Annotated in this window: 26 protein-coding genes, 1 tRNA gene and 1 riboswitch; of the genes, 11 read left to right on the top strand and 16 right to left on the bottom strand. The window is 56.7% G+C overall.

Translation table 11 applies throughout. The features are described 5' to 3' along the window. Position 1 precedes the first annotated feature (1 nt). The 3 genes from cobW to ACR3EP_RS07980 form a co-directional block, all read right to left on the bottom strand. Entirely contained in the window at positions 2-1,057 is a 1,056-nt protein-coding gene (cobW, locus tag ACR3EP_RS07990) for a cobalamin biosynthesis protein CobW (protein WP_480637197.1), read from the bottom strand. After that, complete coding sequence (locus ACR3EP_RS07985) at positions 1,054-1,443, bottom strand: DUF1636 family protein (protein ID WP_480637195.1); 390 nt, start codon at positions 1,441-1,443, stop codon at positions 1,054-1,056. The genes cobW and ACR3EP_RS07985 overlap by 4 nt, the downstream gene beginning before the upstream one ends. A gap of 83 nt (positions 1,444-1,526) precedes the next feature. After that, positions 1,527-1,735: riboswitch (cobalamin riboswitch) on the bottom strand. A 72-nt stretch (positions 1,736-1,807) separates the two neighbouring features. Next, positions 1,808-2,692, bottom strand: a complete 885-nt coding sequence (locus tag ACR3EP_RS07980) for a LysR substrate-binding domain-containing protein (RefSeq protein WP_480637193.1) — start codon at positions 2,690-2,692, stop codon at positions 1,808-1,810. 102 nt (positions 2,693-2,794) lie between these two features. On the opposite strand from ACR3EP_RS07980, the gene ACR3EP_RS07975 reads away from it, so the two are divergent. Continuing rightward, positions 2,795-3,751 (top strand): NAD(P)-dependent oxidoreductase, encoded by a 957-nt coding sequence (locus tag ACR3EP_RS07975; protein WP_480637192.1) that lies wholly within the window; start codon positions 2,795-2,797, stop codon positions 3,749-3,751. Between the two features lie 44 nt (positions 3,752-3,795). Here ACR3EP_RS07975 and ACR3EP_RS07970 read toward each other — a convergent pair. After that, positions 3,796-3,887: transfer RNA gene (locus ACR3EP_RS07970), tRNA-Ser, on the bottom strand. A gap of 180 nt (positions 3,888-4,067) precedes the next feature. On the opposite strand from ACR3EP_RS07970, the gene ACR3EP_RS07965 reads away from it, so the two are divergent. From ACR3EP_RS07965 to ACR3EP_RS07920, 10 genes are all read left to right on the top strand, one after another. Next, on the top strand, positions 4,068-4,391 hold the full coding sequence (locus ACR3EP_RS07965; protein ID WP_480637190.1) for a helix-turn-helix domain-containing protein: 324 nt from the start codon (positions 4,068-4,070) through the stop codon (positions 4,389-4,391). Positions 4,392-4,438: 47 nt separating this feature from the next. Next, on the top strand, positions 4,439-4,798 hold the full coding sequence (locus tag ACR3EP_RS07960; RefSeq protein WP_480637188.1) for a hypothetical protein: 360 nt from the start codon (positions 4,439-4,441) through the stop codon (positions 4,796-4,798). A 130-nt stretch (positions 4,799-4,928) separates the two neighbouring features. After that, complete coding sequence (locus ACR3EP_RS07955; RefSeq protein WP_480637186.1) at positions 4,929-5,252, top strand: plasmid mobilization protein; 324 nt, start codon at positions 4,929-4,931, stop codon at positions 5,250-5,252. Next, positions 5,252-5,434: a hypothetical protein gene (locus ACR3EP_RS07950; RefSeq protein WP_480637185.1), complete on the top strand. Its 183-nt coding sequence runs from the start codon at positions 5,252-5,254 to the stop codon at positions 5,432-5,434. Before ACR3EP_RS07955 ends, ACR3EP_RS07950 begins: the two co-directional genes overlap by 1 nt. Next, positions 5,431-5,946, top strand: a complete 516-nt coding sequence (locus ACR3EP_RS07945) for a relaxase/mobilization nuclease domain-containing protein (RefSeq protein ID WP_480637183.1) — start codon at positions 5,431-5,433, stop codon at positions 5,944-5,946. The genes ACR3EP_RS07950 and ACR3EP_RS07945 overlap by 4 nt, the downstream gene beginning before the upstream one ends. Before the next feature lie 53 nt (positions 5,947-5,999). Beyond that, the gene (locus tag ACR3EP_RS07940; protein ID WP_480637181.1) at positions 6,000-6,461 is read left to right on the top strand and encodes a hypothetical protein; all 462 of its coding nucleotides are present in this window, start codon (positions 6,000-6,002) and stop codon (positions 6,459-6,461) included. 3 nt (positions 6,462-6,464) lie between these two features. After that, on the top strand, positions 6,465-6,752 hold the full coding sequence (locus ACR3EP_RS07935; RefSeq protein WP_480637180.1) for a hypothetical protein: 288 nt from the start codon (positions 6,465-6,467) through the stop codon (positions 6,750-6,752). 24 nt (positions 6,753-6,776) lie between these two features. Next, positions 6,777-7,346, top strand: a complete 570-nt coding sequence (locus ACR3EP_RS07930) for a hypothetical protein (protein ID WP_480637178.1) — start codon at positions 6,777-6,779, stop codon at positions 7,344-7,346. Continuing rightward, complete coding sequence (locus ACR3EP_RS07925; protein ID WP_480637176.1) at positions 7,346-7,993, top strand: TrbL/VirB6 family protein; 648 nt, start codon at positions 7,346-7,348, stop codon at positions 7,991-7,993. Before ACR3EP_RS07930 ends, ACR3EP_RS07925 begins: the two co-directional genes overlap by 1 nt. A gap of 382 nt (positions 7,994-8,375) precedes the next feature. Next, entirely contained in the window at positions 8,376-8,672 is a 297-nt protein-coding gene (locus ACR3EP_RS07920; RefSeq protein WP_480637175.1) for a hypothetical protein, read from the top strand. Between the two features lie 638 nt (positions 8,673-9,310). On the opposite strand, the gene ACR3EP_RS07915 is transcribed toward ACR3EP_RS07920, so the two are convergent. From ACR3EP_RS07915 to ACR3EP_RS07860, 12 genes are all read right to left on the bottom strand, one after another. Further along, a complete protein-coding gene (locus ACR3EP_RS07915; RefSeq protein ID WP_480637173.1) occupies positions 9,311-9,919 on the bottom strand; it encodes a GNAT family N-acetyltransferase in 609 nt (202 codons plus the stop codon). A 42-nt stretch (positions 9,920-9,961) separates the two neighbouring features. Next, a complete protein-coding gene (locus ACR3EP_RS07910) occupies positions 9,962-10,276 on the bottom strand; it encodes a hypothetical protein (RefSeq protein WP_480637171.1) in 315 nt (104 codons plus the stop codon). Positions 10,277-10,386: 110 nt separating this feature from the next. Next, positions 10,387-10,977: an SPASM domain-containing protein gene (locus tag ACR3EP_RS07905; protein WP_480637170.1), complete on the bottom strand. Its 591-nt coding sequence runs from the start codon at positions 10,975-10,977 to the stop codon at positions 10,387-10,389. Next, the gene (locus tag ACR3EP_RS07900) at positions 10,932-11,291 is read right to left on the bottom strand and encodes a radical SAM protein (RefSeq protein WP_480637168.1); all 360 of its coding nucleotides are present in this window, start codon (positions 11,289-11,291) and stop codon (positions 10,932-10,934) included. Before ACR3EP_RS07900 ends, ACR3EP_RS07905 begins: the two co-directional genes overlap by 46 nt. 58 nt (positions 11,292-11,349) lie before the next feature. Beyond that, on the bottom strand, positions 11,350-11,529 hold the full coding sequence (locus ACR3EP_RS07895; RefSeq protein ID WP_480637167.1) for a hypothetical protein: 180 nt from the start codon (positions 11,527-11,529) through the stop codon (positions 11,350-11,352). Positions 11,530-11,665: 136 nt separating this feature from the next. Further along, positions 11,666-12,010, bottom strand: a complete 345-nt coding sequence (locus tag ACR3EP_RS07890) for a hypothetical protein (RefSeq protein WP_480637165.1) — start codon at positions 12,008-12,010, stop codon at positions 11,666-11,668. Positions 12,011-12,032: 22 nt separating this feature from the next. After that, positions 12,033-12,935, bottom strand: a complete 903-nt coding sequence (locus ACR3EP_RS07885) for a B12-binding domain-containing radical SAM protein (protein ID WP_480639005.1) — start codon at positions 12,933-12,935, stop codon at positions 12,033-12,035. Positions 12,936-13,031: 96 nt separating this feature from the next. Continuing rightward, positions 13,032-13,526, bottom strand: a complete 495-nt coding sequence (locus ACR3EP_RS07880) for a cobalamin-dependent protein (protein ID WP_480637164.1) — start codon at positions 13,524-13,526, stop codon at positions 13,032-13,034. Positions 13,527-13,688: 162 nt separating this feature from the next. Continuing rightward, positions 13,689-13,916, bottom strand: a complete 228-nt coding sequence (locus ACR3EP_RS07875; protein ID WP_480637162.1) for a hypothetical protein — start codon at positions 13,914-13,916, stop codon at positions 13,689-13,691. Between the two features lie 15 nt (positions 13,917-13,931). Then, positions 13,932-14,198 carry a hypothetical protein gene (locus ACR3EP_RS07870; RefSeq protein ID WP_480637160.1) on the bottom strand — a complete coding sequence of 89 codons (267 nt, stop codon included), beginning with the start codon at positions 14,196-14,198 and terminating at the stop codon, positions 13,932-13,934. 141 nt (positions 14,199-14,339) lie between these two features. Beyond that, positions 14,340-14,957 carry a radical SAM protein gene (locus ACR3EP_RS07865; RefSeq protein WP_480637159.1) on the bottom strand — a complete coding sequence of 206 codons (618 nt, stop codon included), beginning with the start codon at positions 14,955-14,957 and terminating at the stop codon, positions 14,340-14,342. Next, a complete protein-coding gene (locus tag ACR3EP_RS07860) occupies positions 14,920-16,452 on the bottom strand; it encodes a B12-binding domain-containing radical SAM protein (protein ID WP_480637158.1) in 1,533 nt (510 codons plus the stop codon). Before ACR3EP_RS07860 ends, ACR3EP_RS07865 begins: the two co-directional genes overlap by 38 nt.

The raw sequence follows: 16,452 nt of genomic DNA, 5'->3' as shown, positions 1-16,452 counted from the left end.
CTTACTCGGCGGCCTCGGTCACACCCACGAGGATCTCGCGGATCGCGGCCTCTTTGATGTCGTCATGTTCGGCAATCACCACCAGACGCGAGCGGCGCTCTTCGCCGGGTTCCCATGGGCGGTCGTACTGATGTCGCACGCGTGCGCCAACCGCCTGCACCAACAAGCGCATCGGTTTGCCCTGGACAGCGGCGTAACCTTTGACCCGCAGGATGTTCAGCTCATTTGCCAAGCGTTCGATATTGGCAACCAGTGCTGCCGGATCGGTCTGTTCCGGCAACTCGACGATAATGCTTTCGAAATCGTCATGTTCATGATCGTGGTGACCGTCGTGATGCGAGGGGCGGGCATCCATGTCATCTTCGACCGCTGCCTCAAGGCCCAGAACAACGCGGACATCTACAGCCCCCTCCGCGACCTCAACGACGGGCAGGGGACGCGGAGCTTCGGCCGCGATGACCTCTTTGGCTTTGGCAACGCCTTCCGGGCCAGCCAGATCGGGCTTGGTCAGCAGGATGATGTCGGCGCAGGAAATTTGATCCTCGAAAACCTCGGACAGGGGTGTTTCGTGGTCGATCGAGTCATCGGCCAGGCGCTGGGCGTCCACAGCCTCGACATTCGGGGCGAAGCGACCGGCGGCGACAGCCTCGGCATCGGCCAGAGCGATCACGCCGTCCACGGTGATTTTCGAACGGATATCGGGCCAGTCAAAGGCTTTCAGCAGCGGCTTGGGCAGGGCCAAGCCCGAGGTTTCGATCAGGATGTGGTCAGGGCGCGGTTCCAGCGCCATTAGGGCTTCGATGGTCGGGATGAAATCATCGGCCACGGTGCAACAGATGCAACCATTGGCCAATTCCATGATGTTTTCTGCGGGGCAATCGGGAATGGCGCAGGACTTCAGGATATCGCCATCGACGCCAACATCGCCGAACTCATTGACGACAACGGCCAGACGCTTGCCCTGCGGGTTCTGCATTAGATGTTTGACCAGCGTGGTTTTGCCCGAGCCCAGAAAGCCGGTGATCACAGTGACGGGGAGTTTTTCGAGGTTGCTCATTTCAGGGCTCCAATCGGGGGAATGCGGGCCGCACAGTTTTTGCGGAAATGTTCGGGACGTTCGCGCCATTTGACCAGACCGTCTTCGGCGGCGAGATACTTGGAGACGCCTTCGACGATGGTGTCGACATGGTCGATTTCGTTCAGGTTTTCGTACACAAAGGTCCAGCGGGTCGGTCCGCCGCGCAGCACTATGGAACAACCCTGATCGCAATTTGACAGGCACTCGACCGGCTTCAGCACGATACCTTCGGGCAAATCTGCGTCTTCCAGTGCCTTGTGCAGCAGGGCACCTGGACGTTGCGCATCGTCTTCAATCGGCAGGCCACGCCGACAGGTCGTGCAGACCAGCAGCTCGACTGGTGCAGTCTCGGTCACGTCTCTCATCCCCCCAAATCCTCTTTGCAGGGGACGGGGTTTCATGCGGGCCACGTCTGCACATGGACCCGACACCGGATCACCCCGTCCGGTTTCAACTTCGGGCGCTGGCAGGTCTCCCGGCTTGCGGATGTCGGGGCGTTTGCCCCGGCAGATGTCCCGCCTTCCCGGCCTTGCGGGCCAGTGGCATTGGGCACCCTCTCCGGTCACGGTCGCGGGGGCGGCTGCGTTTGACGGTTGCCCGCTGACGCATTCCCTTTTCATCCATCCGAAGATGGACACCAACGCATGCGACATGCGGCACGGGCAGGGGGCTTGTCAAGCACGAGGCGCATGGTGAAATCGTTCAAACCAAAAAAGCGACCAGCCTGTGTCAATCTGCGGCATGCATGGACAGCCGTTCCCGCAGCCAGGCGCAAAACAACCCTGCCGCAGCGGTCGGTTGCGCAGAGCCTTGTGTACTGATCAGGTAATGCGACTGGGCAAAGGGAATCGCAGGGCCCGCAATTGCAATCGGCGCAGCCTGCCGGATCGCATTCCTGGCGAACCGTTCCAGAACCGTTGCATAGCCCGCCCCGGCCATCACAAGTTGCAGTGCTGCGACCGAGGTGTCCACAGAATGTCGGGGCGGCTGGTCCGGAAGCGAGAGCCCGTTGGCCTGAAAGTACCGCGCCCAGTTATCTTCGTATCCAAGGATATGAATCAGAGGGCCTTGCCACAGTACGTTCAGGGTCGCGGGCGAGTCCCCGGCCCGGCATACCGGTACCAGCTTTTCATCTGTCAGCTTTTCGGACTGAACGCCGGGCCAATCGCCATAACCCAGCCGGATTTCCACATCCACATCGCCGGGGGCCACGCTGTCATTCCAGATGTGCGAGACAAGGCGTACGGGGATCTCGGGGTGGCGAGCGGTAAAGTCGGGCAGTTCCGCCGCGACCCAATAGGTGGCCGTCGATATCGCCGCACGGATTGTCAGGGTCTGGCGCGAGGCAGGGCCGAACAGGCTGTTGGTGGACAGGGCGATGTCGCCAAGCGCACGCCGCAGAGTCAACGAATAAGACTGCCCCAGCTCAGTCAGTTCCAACCGGCGGGCATTCCGGGTGAACAACTTTTGCCCAAGCTCGGCCTCAAGCGACCGGATATGCAACGAGACCGCCGTCTGCGTCAGGCCCAGCTCTTTTGCTGTGGTGGTGAAATTCAGATGCCGCGCGGCGGTTTCAAAGCTGCGCAACCATGTGGGGTTTGGAAGGCGATCCATATATCACCAAATTATTTTGACCATAATTGGCATTATTAATCATTTTCGTTTCTAACAGACAACACTGATACTCGGCCCGAATACGACCGTCAGGAGGGAAACATGAAAGTCGGATTTATCGGTTTAGGAAATGTGGGCGGCAAACTGTCCGGCTCGCTTCTGCGCAACGGGATTGACCTGACGGTTCACGACCTTAACCCCGATTTGGTGGCCGAGTTTGTGGCCAAGGGAGCCGAAGCCGCGGAAAGCCCGACGCAGATGATGCGGGACTGCGATGCCGTTATAACCTGCCTGCCGTCCCCGGCGGCCTCGGACGCAGTGATGCAAGATATGCTGCCCGAGGTCGGGCCGGGCAAGATCTGGATGGAGATGTCGACCACCGACGAAGCCGAGGTTAAACGACTGGGCGCCATGGTGATCGAGCGTGGAGGTGCGGCGGTGGATTGCCCGGTTTCGGGCGGGTGCCACCGGGCGGCTACTGGCAATATCTCGATTTTCGCCGGATGTGATCGCGAAACCTTTGAGCGGATTCTGCCGTTTTTAACCACGATGGGGCGGCGCGTGCTGCACACGGGGGAGTTGGGCTCAGCCTCGGTCCTAAAAGTTCTGACCAACTATCTGGCGACCGCCAACCTGATCACCTGTGCCGAAGCGCTGGTAACGGCCAAAGCGGCCGGGATGGATTTGAATACCACTTATGAGGCGATAAAGATTTCGTCGGGCACTTCATTCGTGCATGAAACGGAAAGCCAAGTCATTCTGAACGGGTCCCGCGATATCTCTTTCACCATGGACCTTGTCAAAAAGGACATCGGACTGTTCCAAGACGTCGCAGACCGCGCCGGAGTGCCCTTGGAAATCAACCCGGTAATGATCCGCATCTTCGACGACGGTATCGCCCGCTATGGTGAACGCGAACTGTCACCGAATATTATCAAGCGGTTGGAGGACGCGACCGGGCTGGATATCACGGCGCCCGGTTTCCCGACCGAGATGCACGATGATGAACCGGAGGAGCCGGGTTATGAAGTTATCCCACAGAGAGGTCAGGCCGAATAGCGCAGACTGCGCGCATTTGAAAACTTGTTAGATAATCAAAGAAGTGGAGGCGAGTACCGGAATCGAACCGGTGTACACGGATTTGCAATCCGGTTAAAAAGCAATGAAAAACATCGGGTTAGTGTTTCAATTTGCCCCGGGACATACTGCGAACAGATCGCGAATGTTTCAAATGCGGAATTGTACTGTCTAAACGCAACAAAGAAAAGACCCGTCACAGCGGCAACTGTGATCGGAGCCCAAATTTTCAAAGCCTCATCGCTTCCAGCAAAGCGTAGCACGTTATCGTGTGCCACCGCAATCGCGGGAGGCGCACATGCCTAAGCTCAATCGCTTTGAATGGCTGAAGGCTGTTTTACAGTGTGCAGACCTCAATTCATCAACGAAAGCAGTTGCCTCTGCGCTCTCCGTTCAATTTGCCAATGACAAGACGGGGCAGTTGAACCCTTCGCTAAAGACTCTGAACGAGTTCTTGGCGGGTATGTCGCTCGCTACCATCAAACGCTGCCTGAAGCAGCTTGTCGAGTTCGGCTGGCTGTTCCGTTCGGAAGGGCGCGGGGCCGGTAATCACACAGAATATGACCTTCGTGCTCCGGCAAAAATCATCCCGTTTCGCTCGAAGAAAAGGATGCATCGGTGAGCCTTTCAGGAGGGCGAAAGGGTTCACCTGTAACAGACAAAAGGTGCATGGGTGATCTTTCCTATATGACGATAGAACAATCTACAGAACAAAGCCCCGCGCTTGAACCGGATCTGCCGAATGGAGGACCATCCGGCTCGGCGCGCGAGGGCGTTTCGCGAGCCGTCTTCGTTTCGCGCCAATCTTTCGGTTGCCGCCAATGGGAGCAGTTCACCGAACGAATGTTTGCAAGATGGATCGATCGGGTTCTTCCGGAAACCGTTGTAAACGGCGAACGCGGCTACTGGCTTCCTAGGAGGTTCCCTCCGGCCAACAAAGATGATTGGCCAATGTGGCGAAACTGGCTCATCACCGAACGCTGGACCTTGTTAACATCATCAAAGCATGAGCTTCACCATGCAGTCTGAGCAAAGAGCAAGGCGACCCAGTTCTAGGTCTGCGACCTGCGAACCGGGACCTTGCGAGGGGCGGCAAGCCTCCCCTTCGAACCCCAACCAGACCGCGCAGGGCGCGGTCTCTTCAGAGAAGCAAGAAGCGGTGTTCTTTTATTGCTCCTCCGATGAAAAGGTGCTGATCCGACAGGCGGCGGCGGATCGCGGGCTGTCGATGTCTGCCATGCTTCGGCAGCTTGCCACCGGTGCGGCTCCGAAGCGGCGCAAACCCCCGCCCCATGTCGATCCGGCGCTTATTCTGGCTGTGTCCCGCTACGGCGGGAACCTCAACCAGATTTCTCGTTGGCTTAACACCGCAACCCGCGCGGGCTCAGCCAGAGAGGTTGATGCCCTGCGTGTGGCGGCGGCCTTGGTGGGCATCGAACGGCGGTTGGCGGAAATTGTCGCTCAGCACAGGAGGCCGTCCTGATGCTGATCAAATTTTTCCCCAACGGCCAAGGCAGCGGCGTGGGTCCTGTCCAGTATCTGACCGCCCGCACGGTGCTTGCCTATGACGACAACCGCGACCTGATGCGCGATGCCTCGGGGCGGCCCATGTCCGTGACCCGCGAGCCCTTGCCTGAAATCGTGCGCGGCGATCCCGTGGCATGATCGACCTAATCAATGCCTGCCCGCACAAATGGACCTACCGCGCCGGCGTTGTAAGCTTTGCTCGCGAAGACGCCCCGACCGAAGAACAGCAGCAGGAGGTGATTGATCGTTTCGAGGAGATCGCTTTTGCCAGCCTTGATTTCGATCGTTACGCCTGCCTTTGGGTGCGACACACTCACGAAGATCGTGTTGAGCTGCATTTCTGCACACCGCGTATGGAGCTGCACAGCGGGCGCAGTCTCAACATCGCTCCGCCCGGCTATGAGCGTGCCTTCGACAGTCTGCGCGACCTGATGAATATGACCCACGGCTGGGCCGATCCCATGGATGTGGATCGGGCGGCGGAGGTCAAGTCGGTGTTGGAGGCCCCGGACCGTTCAGCCGGGCGCGACGGGCTCCATGTCTGGATCAGCGACCAGATTTCCGTGGGCCTGATCAACGATCGAGCTGAGATGATTGCCGTTCTGACAGATGTTGGCTTCGAGGTGCCCCGTGCGGGAAAAACTATCTGACCGTCAAAGACCCCGATACCCAAGAGCGGTTTCGGCTGAAAGGAGAGATTTTCATGAAGACTGGCGTGCCGAAACAACGTCTGAGCGAGAAACTGAACGAGGATATGGAGCGGATCAGAACAGAGAACGCCGCCTTGATAGATTCTCAATTGAAGAGCTTCAGGAGCGATTTGAAAGCCACTGCCGAAAGCGCGCTAGCTATAATCAAGACCGATACGGAAGGGTATCTTCTGCGGGTGAGGAAACACCTGCTGAGGCAGAGCGCGAACAAAGCACACTCGGAAGCGAGGGCGATGATCTGGCCGGTGTTGGTGGCCTGTTGCCTGATGATCAGTTCGTCGACGGCCACGTGGTCGGTGCTGAACTGGTTGACGCCATCAATGGCGTCGATGGGTATCAGGAAAGTCGAACGACCAGAGGCGACTTATTTGATTCCACTAAGCGACAACGCGGTGCTGACCAGATGCACGCTCGCAGCTCAAACAGTGAGCTGTCTGAAAATCAGCGAGGACTGAGCAATGGATGGTCTGACACCGCTGGAATGCGAATTGCTGAGCTACGTCGAGCGGTTGACGAAAGCCTCCGAGGCATCAGCGAGGGAATTGGTCAATTCAAGGAAAGGCCTCGAGGAAGAAGTGGATTGTTTACGCAACTCCGTGATCGCGTTGCTCAGATCACAGATCTCATTGGTCGAAGCATTAAACGGTTGGATGCAGGATGCCTCAGGCACGGAGCAGACCTCGTCGAAGCTGAAAGACAGCATGGAGCACGTAAAGAGAGCCCAAAAGCAACTCGCGACACGCTAAGCCACCAAGATGGGGAGGAACTTCATGGCCTTCGCCACTGATCTGCAGGGAACAAGCAACATGTTGCAGGGAACAACGAACACGGCACCTTCAACAGGCAACAGGCAACAGGCAACAGGCAACAGGCAACAGGCAACAGGCAACAGGCAACAGGCAACAGGCAACAGGCAACATGGGAGTAACTTTATGACATTGAAAATTTTTTTGACTTGCTGCGTTGGTGCGGCATCGATCGCATTTGCCGATGCTCCACAGCCCCAATTCAACAATGAAGGCCTTGAGGTTGATCGCTTCGGATGTCAGATCTTGCAGCGCCCGGAACATCTGACATTTATCACATTCCGAGATGCCTGGCGTTCGATTGCCGCTGACAAACTCTATGATATCCATCGCTATGGCGCGTCGTTAAAAAATCAGAGCTGCAATTGTGCAACTTTGCGACCCGATTGGTCTGTCATAGAGGGTGAATATCAAGCACTGGGGTTTGCAGGAGGAAAATCAAGCGCTTATGATAATTGGGTGGAAGCCGATTACTTTCCGGTAATCTCAGATATTCGCGATGCCGTGCAAGTGCTTTGCGGGGAGAATGAGTGATGGGGATAGTCAGCTTCATTGTAGATGCGGCCGACCAAGGTCTCGAAACCGTAGCTGCCTCTCAGTTTGCCGCTGTAGCAGGCGGCCTCGGAACGGTAATCCTCGTCGTCGCCACGTTTGCCATGATTACATTGTTCATCAATTTAGCCTTGCAGATCAAACCAATGGTCGCCAGCGAGGTTTATCCCCTTCTGTTCAAAATTGCGTTGATCAATGCTTTTGCCTTCAACTGGGTGAATTTCAACTATGTTAGTGGCTTAATCTTTGACGGCCTTGATAACATCGCTGGCATGCTCATTGGGTCAATAACCGGCGATAATGGTTCAGGTGCTGGGTATTTCTCCGATCGGTTCGATCAGATGATTGATGATCTTGCCGACTATGCCAATGAAATCGGGTCGAACCTAAATTGGATGACTGGAGCAGTATTGAGCGTGGTTCTTACTGTTCTGCTTTCAATTCTTGGCGGTGCGGCGGCGCTCGTGCTTGTGCTGGCCAAAATGGTGGTGACACTGTTGATCGGCATCGCCCCGGCGATGATTATGATGTCACTGTTCAGAGTTACTCACGACTACTTCCAGCGCTGGTTGGCAGCGCTAGTAAGTTGGTCGTTCTATCCCGTTGTGATAGCGGGTGTTTTTCGGTGATATTCGGCCTTATGCGCGTAATGCAGAGCGCGTTAGGTGGTTCTGGCAATGCAACCAGCATCGGTGCTGCTATTCCCTTTCTTGCGCTTATTTCACTGTCGCTGGCGCTGATTTGGTTTATCCCGACCATTGTGCGGACCCTTTCGGGTGACATCAACGCCGGTATCGTGGGATCGTTTGCGGGGGGCATGGGGCAACGTATGACACGACCTCCACAAGCTGGCATTCGGTCAAGACCAGATGTCATCCACCGAAATATGGAGCGAGGAAATTTTCCTAACAGTGATGCGACGATTGGCAAATCAGATCCACAGAGTAGTGGCACAGGCGCTAAACTGCTAAGAATGAAGGAACGGGCGGATCGACTTACAAGTTAGTCCACTTGAGCCGGATCGATCCATCGTCGATCACCGTCTTCGACCTTTCTCCGCAAAGCGGTATGTTTTCATTTGTAATATCTACAGGACGAGGCTATTCGCTTTACGTGGTGCAAGCAGATGAGGAATTGGGAATGGGAAAAATTGGTCAAAGCCTCATCCGAGGTGCACATGAAGCTTTGGCGATAGCCAAGAGTGTAAACATGCCTGATGTCGTCTGTTCAGTTGAAAAAGAGCATTCTAACTCCGAGCCAAAGGCTGACATCTCACCTAATACTTCGTTTCAAATACGAGAGAAGTAGCAAGCGCACGTCGACCACTTGCCGAATCCTGCGCCTAATTTGTGAGGCAATAAGCACCTGCACATTCATCTTCCTCATACATCCTCGGGGAGCGCCGTCAGGTGCGGGGTAGACAGCCCCTACATTTTTATTGATCGGAGGTTTTGAGTGCTGACGATTGACTAAAGTGCTCTTCGGACACCAGAACAAATTCCCGTTTTTCCGGATCGATGAAATAGATAGGTTCTTTTGGCAACCGACAACACATCATCTGTCTGCCTCATAATAAATCCCGTTGAAATCGGCTGTTCCCGTGTGGACGGATTGTAGCCAACTTTCAGAGCAATTATCTGACTAACCAGTGTCTCCGCGTCTGTTACGTCAGCCTTCGCAACTTGATTGATGCGCTCGTGAAGCTCATCCGAAAATTCGATTGTAAGGTCTGGCATAGCAGGGTCATACCGGTTGCTAACAAAGTAACTTCAGTCGAGCATGCATTGGCACACAATTCAACCAATGCTTTGTCTTGAAGTCGGTGATTTCTTCCATGTTTCTGGACAAATCTTAAAGGGCCCTGATGGTCTCATTCTTGGAACGCTCGCGGATACATTGACCACTGAAGAGAGTGGGTCGGCAGCTCAAATGTGCGCTATATCTTGCTATCCCAAGGCAAGGAAGCCTGCAGCAGGGATCTCAGACCGGCCCTTGGTGCAGATCGCGGTGAAGATGCCGGAGAGCCCTAAGGAAACCTCTGACCTTTCCGCTGGGCGTGCTGGCAGCGGTAAATGTTCTGCGAAGGCACGCAACACTGTGACGCAGCGTAGCGGCGGTTCCGGCCATTCGTACCGGGCCTGCAAAACCTCGGCGACAAAGCGGAACCCGGCTCGCCGATACAAGGCAATCGCAGGCTGATTGGCGGCGGAAACCTGCAACGAGACAAACGCGACCCCGGCCCGGTCCAGCCGCCTGACCAAATGTAAAACCGTGTTCAGGGCAAGGCCTTGCCGCTTATGGTCCGGACGCGTTTCGACATTGGCTATGACCGCACAACGCTCTTCATGCGAATAAATATGCGTTCCTGCCAGAGACACCAGATCTGCTCCTGAAAACACTCCTGAAAACCTGCCATATCCCATTTGCAACGGTTCAAAGAATGTCTCGTCAAATCCTGTCAGGAACGCTTCGATCTTGGGCACGTCGCCCATATTCAGCGCGCGCGGTACAAAACGCGTTCTGGCGGGTGCGCGGCTTGCATCAGTCAGCCCCATGATCCAGTCCAAACTTGTTTGCCGAAACCGTGTATCGTCTGTTCAGGCATCATAATGCGACGCGGGTATCTTGGCCCAGCCATCGCGCGGCAAGGCAACGGCCTGTTCCGAGAGGATTACAGCATGCCCAGCGTCACCCGCGCTTAGCACACAGGGCTCGGCCAGCTCTTCAAACAGCAACACGACAGAGACCAACCGGTCATCCCGCCGGGCGGTGAACCAATGGCACCAATCGAAAAACGGTGCCGCCAGATCCCCGATCAGATAGGTATTCAAGTGCGGATCGTCATGCAATACCGCCCGCAATGCATCCCGATCGCGGGTTTCACCGATACAAAGAGGTGAGGCATGCGGCATCACCCGTACCCTAGTTCGGCATTCAGGGCGCAATAGGGGTCCGCAGCAAACACGTTGCCGATTTCGGCTAACGCATGCGCACGACAACCGCCGCAGGCCCAGCGTTTTTTTCACCCGCCACAGTCGCCGCCACGGAAATCGCGATCCTTCAGCGCAGCAATGATGTCGGAACGGTCATAGCAATCGCGCAAATCCTCGGTCAGCACATTGCCAATCTGCACAGGAAGCAACGGGCATGGCGTCACATCCCCGTTGGGCATCACCCCCAGCCAGCCGATTCCGGCGAAACAGCCGACCTCGGTCTGCAGGCTTGGGATCGTTTCATCCATCAGCCCGACGGTGCGCCAGTGTTCGTTCAGGGCCGGATCTTCACTGCGCACGCTGATGCCCCGCCTGCGGCCGGTCTGAACCATCTGGGCGGCCAGGTTGCGGTAGTCTTGCAGATCAAGCCCTAGGTTTTCCTGTTCTTCCAATCCGCGCCCGACCGGACGAAAGCGTTTGATGTAAACCGCCTTCGCATCCAGCGACGCCGCCAGCTTGACCACGTCCTCCGCCTCGCCACCATTGTAACGCGTCGCGGTGTAATCGATGAAAACCTGAACATTCCGATTGCGCAGTCGCGAAATCGCCACCCGCGCCTTGGCCAAGGCGCCTTTTAAGACGCGGAAACTGTCATGCACATCCGGATCGGCGCCATCCATGCTGACGCTGACCCCAAGCACACCGGCATCAGAAATTTTTCTGCAACCCGTTCGGTGATCGGAGACCCGTTGGTACAGATCCAACTGGTCATGCCATGGCGATGGATACGCTCGATCAGGTCGAATATACGCGGCACCATCAACGACTCGCCGCCTGACAGAAAAACATTGCGTACCCCGGCTTTGGCAAATTGATCGATAGCGGTTGCGCGTTCATCGAAATCCATTTCAGGCGCGTCGTATTCCGGCCCGGATTCTGGATAGCAATGCACACAGTGCATTTTGCACTTGCCGGTGATGACAAAGCTCACCATCGGGGAAAGTCCGGCAAAACCGCGTTTGCCGCGCCACTTTCGATCGTCGCATTCTCTGTTATGCCACTCCTCCGTATCCGCCCACCAACTGCCCGGCCGCGGCTCCCGGCACATCCTGCACTTTGCGGGCGCCTTCCTCATTCAGAGTCCGCAATGTAAGCGAAACGCGAAATCGCGGGTCGCCCGTGCCAAGTTCCGGGATCGCATGATACCAGGTCCAACGCGCTGGACCTGTCATCAAAGCAGGCTGCCTTCCGGCAGGTAATATCGATGGCGCTCCGGTGCATCTTGCGGGCTGAACCGCATCGGCGCCTCACGGCCCAGCGATAACGACCCGATCACCGGGCCCCAGAAACCGCCGTCAGTATGCAGATCTAGGCTCTGGCCTGGCGGTATTCGATCACCATGATCTCGTTCGGGAGTTCGTGGAAGTAGCTACCCATTCGGTTCAGTGCTGATTGAATGATCGGCGGCACGAGGGCTCGCTTTTCCGGGTCCGGATCAACCGATAGTTCGGGATAGGCGGCGCCGTAATGTTGCGTTCTTTTGGGCGTGCACACATCTGTGCGCCAGGGCCGGCACACCAGATAGGCAAACAGGGCAGACGCCTCAGCCGGGGCCAGGAACCCGTAGTGAACATAAAGCCCGGGAACCCAGGCCGACATATCGCACAATTGCCCTGAAGCCGTCTGCGCCGTGTCAATTCGAGAGGACATCATGATCTTTCTCCTTGTCTGCGCATTATCCGGCCGTCACCGCATCCCCGGCCAGACGAGCCGCGGTCCAGCGATGCGCCCATGCTTCCTCGATCGGATAGGCACCCTGCGCCTTAGCCAGCGCCACAAGACGCCGCCCTGCATCGGCGCCGTGTTCCGCAAAGAAAGCCTCGGGCGTTCCCCAGACGGGTAGAGCGTCTGACAGAAAACGGAAAATCCACTTGTACGTGGCACGCGAAATCAGCTCGTGGCGCAGATAGTAAAAGCTGGAAAATGCTTCGGGCATGGCGCGAATCTGCGCTTCTTCCCAATCGGTCAGGCACGTGACCGACGACGCGGCGGCAACGAAACCGTCATATCTCAATCGGTCGGCCCGACGGTCATGGATTTCCGTGCCGGACATCGGTGCAAGCAGGTGAAGCTGGGCCGACTGCAACCCCGGCGTGGCAAATTTCAACCTGAAAAAGACATCCAGTGTTTCTGCCAGATCCCTTTCGTCCTCTTCCGGAAAGCCGATGATCAAGGCGCAGGTCACATTGAAACCGCGACGGATTGACATCGCAACCTTTTCTGCCGCATCCGCAAGGTCGAGCTTTTTCAGAATAGTCGCCTGCATGCGCTGCGACCCGGTCTCCAGCCCGAAGAAGATATCGCGGCAACCTGCCCGCCGCATCAGGTCTAGAAGCTCGGCATCGACACGGTCGGTGCGCGAACTGCAACTCCATTGCACCGGCTCGTCCCGGGCAATCAGAGCGTGGCACATCTCGACCACCAGCTTGCGGTTGGTGGTGAACATGTCATGTACGAAATCCAGCTCGCCGATCTCGATGCCGCTTTCTTCAATCGCATCGATTTCCGCCAGCATTCGGTTTGGCGATTTTAACCTAAACCGCCTTTTAAAGAAGGTCTTTGTAGAACAAAGGTACAGGCATACGGGCAGCCGCGGCCAACCTCGACAGCAATGCGCTGTCCCGGCACGAACCCGTCGTAGGTCCGGTAATCCGTGAAAACCGTTTCATCCAGCTCAGCAATCTCGGCCATCCCGGGTGAAGCCACTTCGCCGGCGGCCCGAATCCACAGTCCGGTTCGGTTTTAGGGTTGACCCCTGCAGCCAGTCAACCATCGCCGCAACAACATTCTCCGCTTCGCCCAGCACCACCGCATCGATGAACGTGTAATGCTGCGTCAGCCAACCAAAGCTCAATGTAATTTCGGGTCCACCGAAGACGATGGGGATCTGCGGATGGCGCGCACGCAGCAACCGGGCAAGCGACAGTGACCGTGGCATCGTGTTGCACATCGTCGAAAACCCGACAAAAACGCAGTCATCCGGCACAATGTCGTCCCAGAACGCCTCAAGCTGCGCCTCCAGCCGATCCGGCTGTTCCATCGGCAGGTCGATGACACAGGTACGAATTCCGTGCTTTGCCTGCAATATGCTGGCAACGGCCATCGGCCCCAACGGCATGCCTTCCTGAAACGGCTGGTTGCTGGAATTGACGATCAATGCCCGAGACATGCCGCCATCCCCTCCAAATATGCAACCGCCCGCCCGGGCAGATCGCATGTTTCAGGATATCGTCGCCCGACATTTCGCATCAGGTCTTGTCCGGCTCGTTCGGGTTGTCGATGTAGAACCCGCTGCCATTGTCGCTACTCACCCAATCCAGCGTGCTGCCGTTCAGGTAAACCGCGGCATCGGGTGAAAACAAAAGCGTACCCGCTCCAAACGCCACTTCAATATCGTCCGGCTGGCATTGATCGAAGTAAAAGTCATAGGCATAACTGAATCCGCGCCGCCGATGATATCGATCCGCAGATGCACGTCGTCCGGCAAACCGCTATCTTCGGCAAATTTAACGACCATTCGTTCGGCCTCAGCCGACATGTTGAATTGCAGGTTGCTCATAGATCATGCTCGTCATCAAATGGTGCGTGTAGGTCCGTTTGGCCGTGCAATAGCCATCGACATCGAAGAAACCCCGGCCTTAGACCATGCAAACATCGCGCTGCCCGACTGGCACAGATCGAAGATGCCGCAGCTACGGCATGCGGGTATCAGCGTCTCGCGCGCCTTGCAGCCCAGAATGGCGCGTTCCACCTTGGCCGAATTCCACGACGTACTAAGGTTTCCTGGCAAATACCGCCCCAGCTGGAACGGCTCTGCATCCAGATAGGCTGTCAGGAACATGTCTCCCTCTGCAGTCAGCCGCAACGTCCGGTCAATTGCCTCGACACGCGCAATTCCGCCCAGAACCCGCTCGGGAAATAGCGCAGGTTCGGAACTTCCAGTGCCGTACCGCCGGGACGGGCCATGATCGCGACAACCGTTTCAATCAGTCTCAGTTTCTGTACGTCGTCCAGCCCGATCGCCTCGTCTTGTTCCGTTGCGCGTCCGCGATCTTCCAGCAGCGAAACATACACTCGCGACCCCGCGCAACTCGGCCCAGCGATGCAACGCTTCGATCTGATCCCAGTTATGCCGCATCGGCGAAATACACAGTGTGATCCTGTCGCCCAGGCCGCGATCCAGCAGCCGGTCGATTGACGCCACTGTCCTAGCGAACGATCCCTCTCCACGGATGACATCGTGCCGTTCGGCATCAGCCGATTCCATACTGATATCGATGCCAATCTCGCGCTCGGCTAGAAAGTCCAGGTCGCGGTCCAACAGACGCGTCCCGTTGCTGATAATCTCGGTCATCAGCCCCGCATCAAGCCCTGCGTCGAGCATGTCGTGCCAGCGCTTGTGCAACGTGGGTTCTCCACCGCTCAGGGTGAAACGTTCACCGCCCATCGCCTTGAATTCATCAACGGCAGCATTCACAGTCTCGAAATCCAACTGTCGCAACCGGCCAACCCCGGCCTTAACGTAACAATGCGGGCATGTCAGATTGCAGTTGCTCGTCACCTCAACGAAAAGCTGGCTCGGCGGCGGCACACGAGTCATTTGACAACCTCTTCGCCAGGGCCTCGAAATCGCGTTTGATCTGCAGCATCGGCAAGGTCACGCGGCGCTCCGGCGCATCGGATTTCCGCTCCTTGATCTTCAGTGTGCCTGCGTCTTTCGATTTGGTCGGGGGCGGCGGCACATAACCGTTGGGATTATCGCCGAACCGCAACCAGGGCGCCGAGGGCGGATCCTGAACCTTGCCGGATTGAATCGCTTCCGTCAGCGCAGCCGCTTCATTATAGACAGCGCGCCGCAATAGGTTGCGTTCGAAATGCTTGGTTGAATAAGTCGGATTGCTCCAGCGGAAGTCTTCCCAATCCGTCGTTTCCAGCGTCACACCGTATTTTTCCAAACCCAGATAAAGCGGAGTTCCCGGATAGGGCGTGGTGATCGAAAGATAGGTGCCCGCACCCAGCTCGCGCATTTCCTGCAGCAGATTCAGAGTCGCTTCGATTGAGGCCGGCGTATCGTCCGGGTGCCCCACCTGGAAGGTGAACATCGGCTGCATGCCCAGATGCAGGATGATCTCGGCCGCGCGCCGCACCTGTTCGATCTTGATGTGTTTCTTCATGTTGTCGATCACCGCCAGATCGGCGGATTCCACGCCTAGTTCGATCCGGTAGCAATTCCCGGCCGCCAGGTCCTGCATCAACTGTGGTGATACGTAGTCAACCCGCGACACACAGTACCAACCCAAGGGCAGGCCGGAGTCCCGCACCATGTTCGCGATCTTACGGGCGCGCCCGCGGTGAGTAGTGAACACGTTGTCGACAAAATAGAAATCGTTGATGCCCCAAGTTTCATACATGTGCTTCATTTCACCGAACACATTCTCTGGACTACGATAGCGGTACGCATCCTCGAACGTGCTGGCGATGCAAAAATGCACTTTAACGGCAACCCCGGCTCGACATGATCGTGCCGGGCCGGATGTATTTTTCGATCGGAAACAGATCCCGTGCCGGATAGGGAAGCGAATCCAGCGTCCGCTCGCGTTCTCGCGTCGGTGTTTTGACAATCTTTCCCTTCTTGTCCAGAAAGGCGATCCGGGGATATCCTTCAGCTTTCCCTTGCCGCGAAGCTGCGCATCCGCCACTTCAACCGAGGTATATTCAGCCTCGAAGATGAAAACCACGTCAAATCCGGTTTCCTTCAGCGCATGCGCGTATTCATAACTGACATGCGGACCGCCGACCCATGTGATTGCGTCGGGGCAGATTTCCTTGCATATCGCAAACAGCCGTTCGGTCAGGTAGATATTCTGCGTCAGCGAATAGAATCCCATCACCTTCGGTTTCGTCCGCTTCAGGAATTCAATCATTTCCGACAAAGGATCATCAGCCACCGCCAGATCGATTGCATCCACAGTATACCCGGTCTCCCGCAGCATCGCAGCGACATAACCGATCCCCAGTGGCGGCGCCATGACCGAGTATTCGGCGTGTTCCGCTGGCGACGGGGTCGGCGGGCTTATGAAGGCGAAATCAACCAT

Source organism: Ruegeria sp. BB10, assembly GCF_056535725.1.
This window is presented reverse-complemented; position numbering and strand designations above follow the sequence as displayed.

Coding starts and splice junctions, on each gene's coding strand:
- cobW (WP_480637197.1), bottom strand. CDS start 1,057: ATGAGCAACCTCGAAAAACTCCCCGTCACTGTGATCACCGGCTTTCTG.
- ACR3EP_RS07985 (WP_480637195.1), bottom strand. CDS start 1,443: ATGAGAGACGTGACCGAGACTGCACCAGTCGAGCTGCTGGTCTGCACG.
- ACR3EP_RS07980 (WP_480637193.1), bottom strand. CDS start 2,692: ATGGATCGCCTTCCAAACCCCACATGGTTGCGCAGCTTTGAAACCGCC.
- ACR3EP_RS07975 (WP_480637192.1), top strand. CDS start 2,795: ATGAAAGTCGGATTTATCGGTTTAGGAAATGTGGGCGGCAAACTGTCC.
- ACR3EP_RS07965 (WP_480637190.1), top strand. CDS start 4,068: ATGCCTAAGCTCAATCGCTTTGAATGGCTGAAGGCTGTTTTACAGTGT.
- ACR3EP_RS07960 (WP_480637188.1), top strand. CDS start 4,439: ATGGGTGATCTTTCCTATATGACGATAGAACAATCTACAGAACAAAGC.
- ACR3EP_RS07950 (WP_480637185.1), top strand. CDS start 5,252: ATGCTGATCAAATTTTTCCCCAACGGCCAAGGCAGCGGCGTGGGTCCT.
- ACR3EP_RS07945 (WP_480637183.1), top strand. CDS start 5,431: ATGATCGACCTAATCAATGCCTGCCCGCACAAATGGACCTACCGCGCC.
- ACR3EP_RS07940 (WP_480637181.1), top strand. CDS start 6,000: ATGAAGACTGGCGTGCCGAAACAACGTCTGAGCGAGAAACTGAACGAG.
- ACR3EP_RS07935 (WP_480637180.1), top strand. CDS start 6,465: ATGGATGGTCTGACACCGCTGGAATGCGAATTGCTGAGCTACGTCGAG.
- ACR3EP_RS07930 (WP_480637178.1), top strand. CDS start 6,777: ATGGCCTTCGCCACTGATCTGCAGGGAACAAGCAACATGTTGCAGGGA.
- ACR3EP_RS07925 (WP_480637176.1), top strand. CDS start 7,346: ATGGGGATAGTCAGCTTCATTGTAGATGCGGCCGACCAAGGTCTCGAA.
- ACR3EP_RS07915 (WP_480637173.1), bottom strand. CDS start 9,919: ATGGGGCTGACTGATGCAAGCCGCGCACCCGCCAGAACGCGTTTTGTA.
- ACR3EP_RS07910 (WP_480637171.1), bottom strand. CDS start 10,276: ATGCCGCATGCCTCACCTCTTTGTATCGGTGAAACCCGCGATCGGGAT.
- ACR3EP_RS07905 (WP_480637170.1), bottom strand. CDS start 10,977: ATGGATGGCGCCGATCCGGATGTGCATGACAGTTTCCGCGTCTTAAAA.
- ACR3EP_RS07900 (WP_480637168.1), bottom strand. CDS start 11,291: ATGGTGAGCTTTGTCATCACCGGCAAGTGCAAAATGCACTGTGTGCAT.
- ACR3EP_RS07895 (WP_480637167.1), bottom strand. CDS start 11,529: ATGACAGGTCCAGCGCGTTGGACCTGGTATCATGCGATCCCGGAACTT.
- ACR3EP_RS07890 (WP_480637165.1), bottom strand. CDS start 12,010: ATGATGTCCTCTCGAATTGACACGGCGCAGACGGCTTCAGGGCAATTG.
- ACR3EP_RS07880 (WP_480637164.1), bottom strand. CDS start 13,526: ATGTCTCGGGCATTGATCGTCAATTCCAGCAACCAGCCGTTTCAGGAA.
- ACR3EP_RS07875 (WP_480637162.1), bottom strand. CDS start 13,916: ATGAGCAACCTGCAATTCAACATGTCGGCTGAGGCCGAACGAATGGTC.
- ACR3EP_RS07870 (WP_480637160.1), bottom strand. CDS start 14,198: ATGTTCCTGACAGCCTATCTGGATGCAGAGCCGTTCCAGCTGGGGCGG.
- ACR3EP_RS07865 (WP_480637159.1), bottom strand. CDS start 14,957: ATGACTCGTGTGCCGCCGCCGAGCCAGCTTTTCGTTGAGGTGACGAGC.
- ACR3EP_RS07860 (WP_480637158.1), bottom strand. CDS start 16,452: ATGGTTGATTTCGCCTTCATAAGCCCGCCGACCCCGTCGCCAGCGGAA.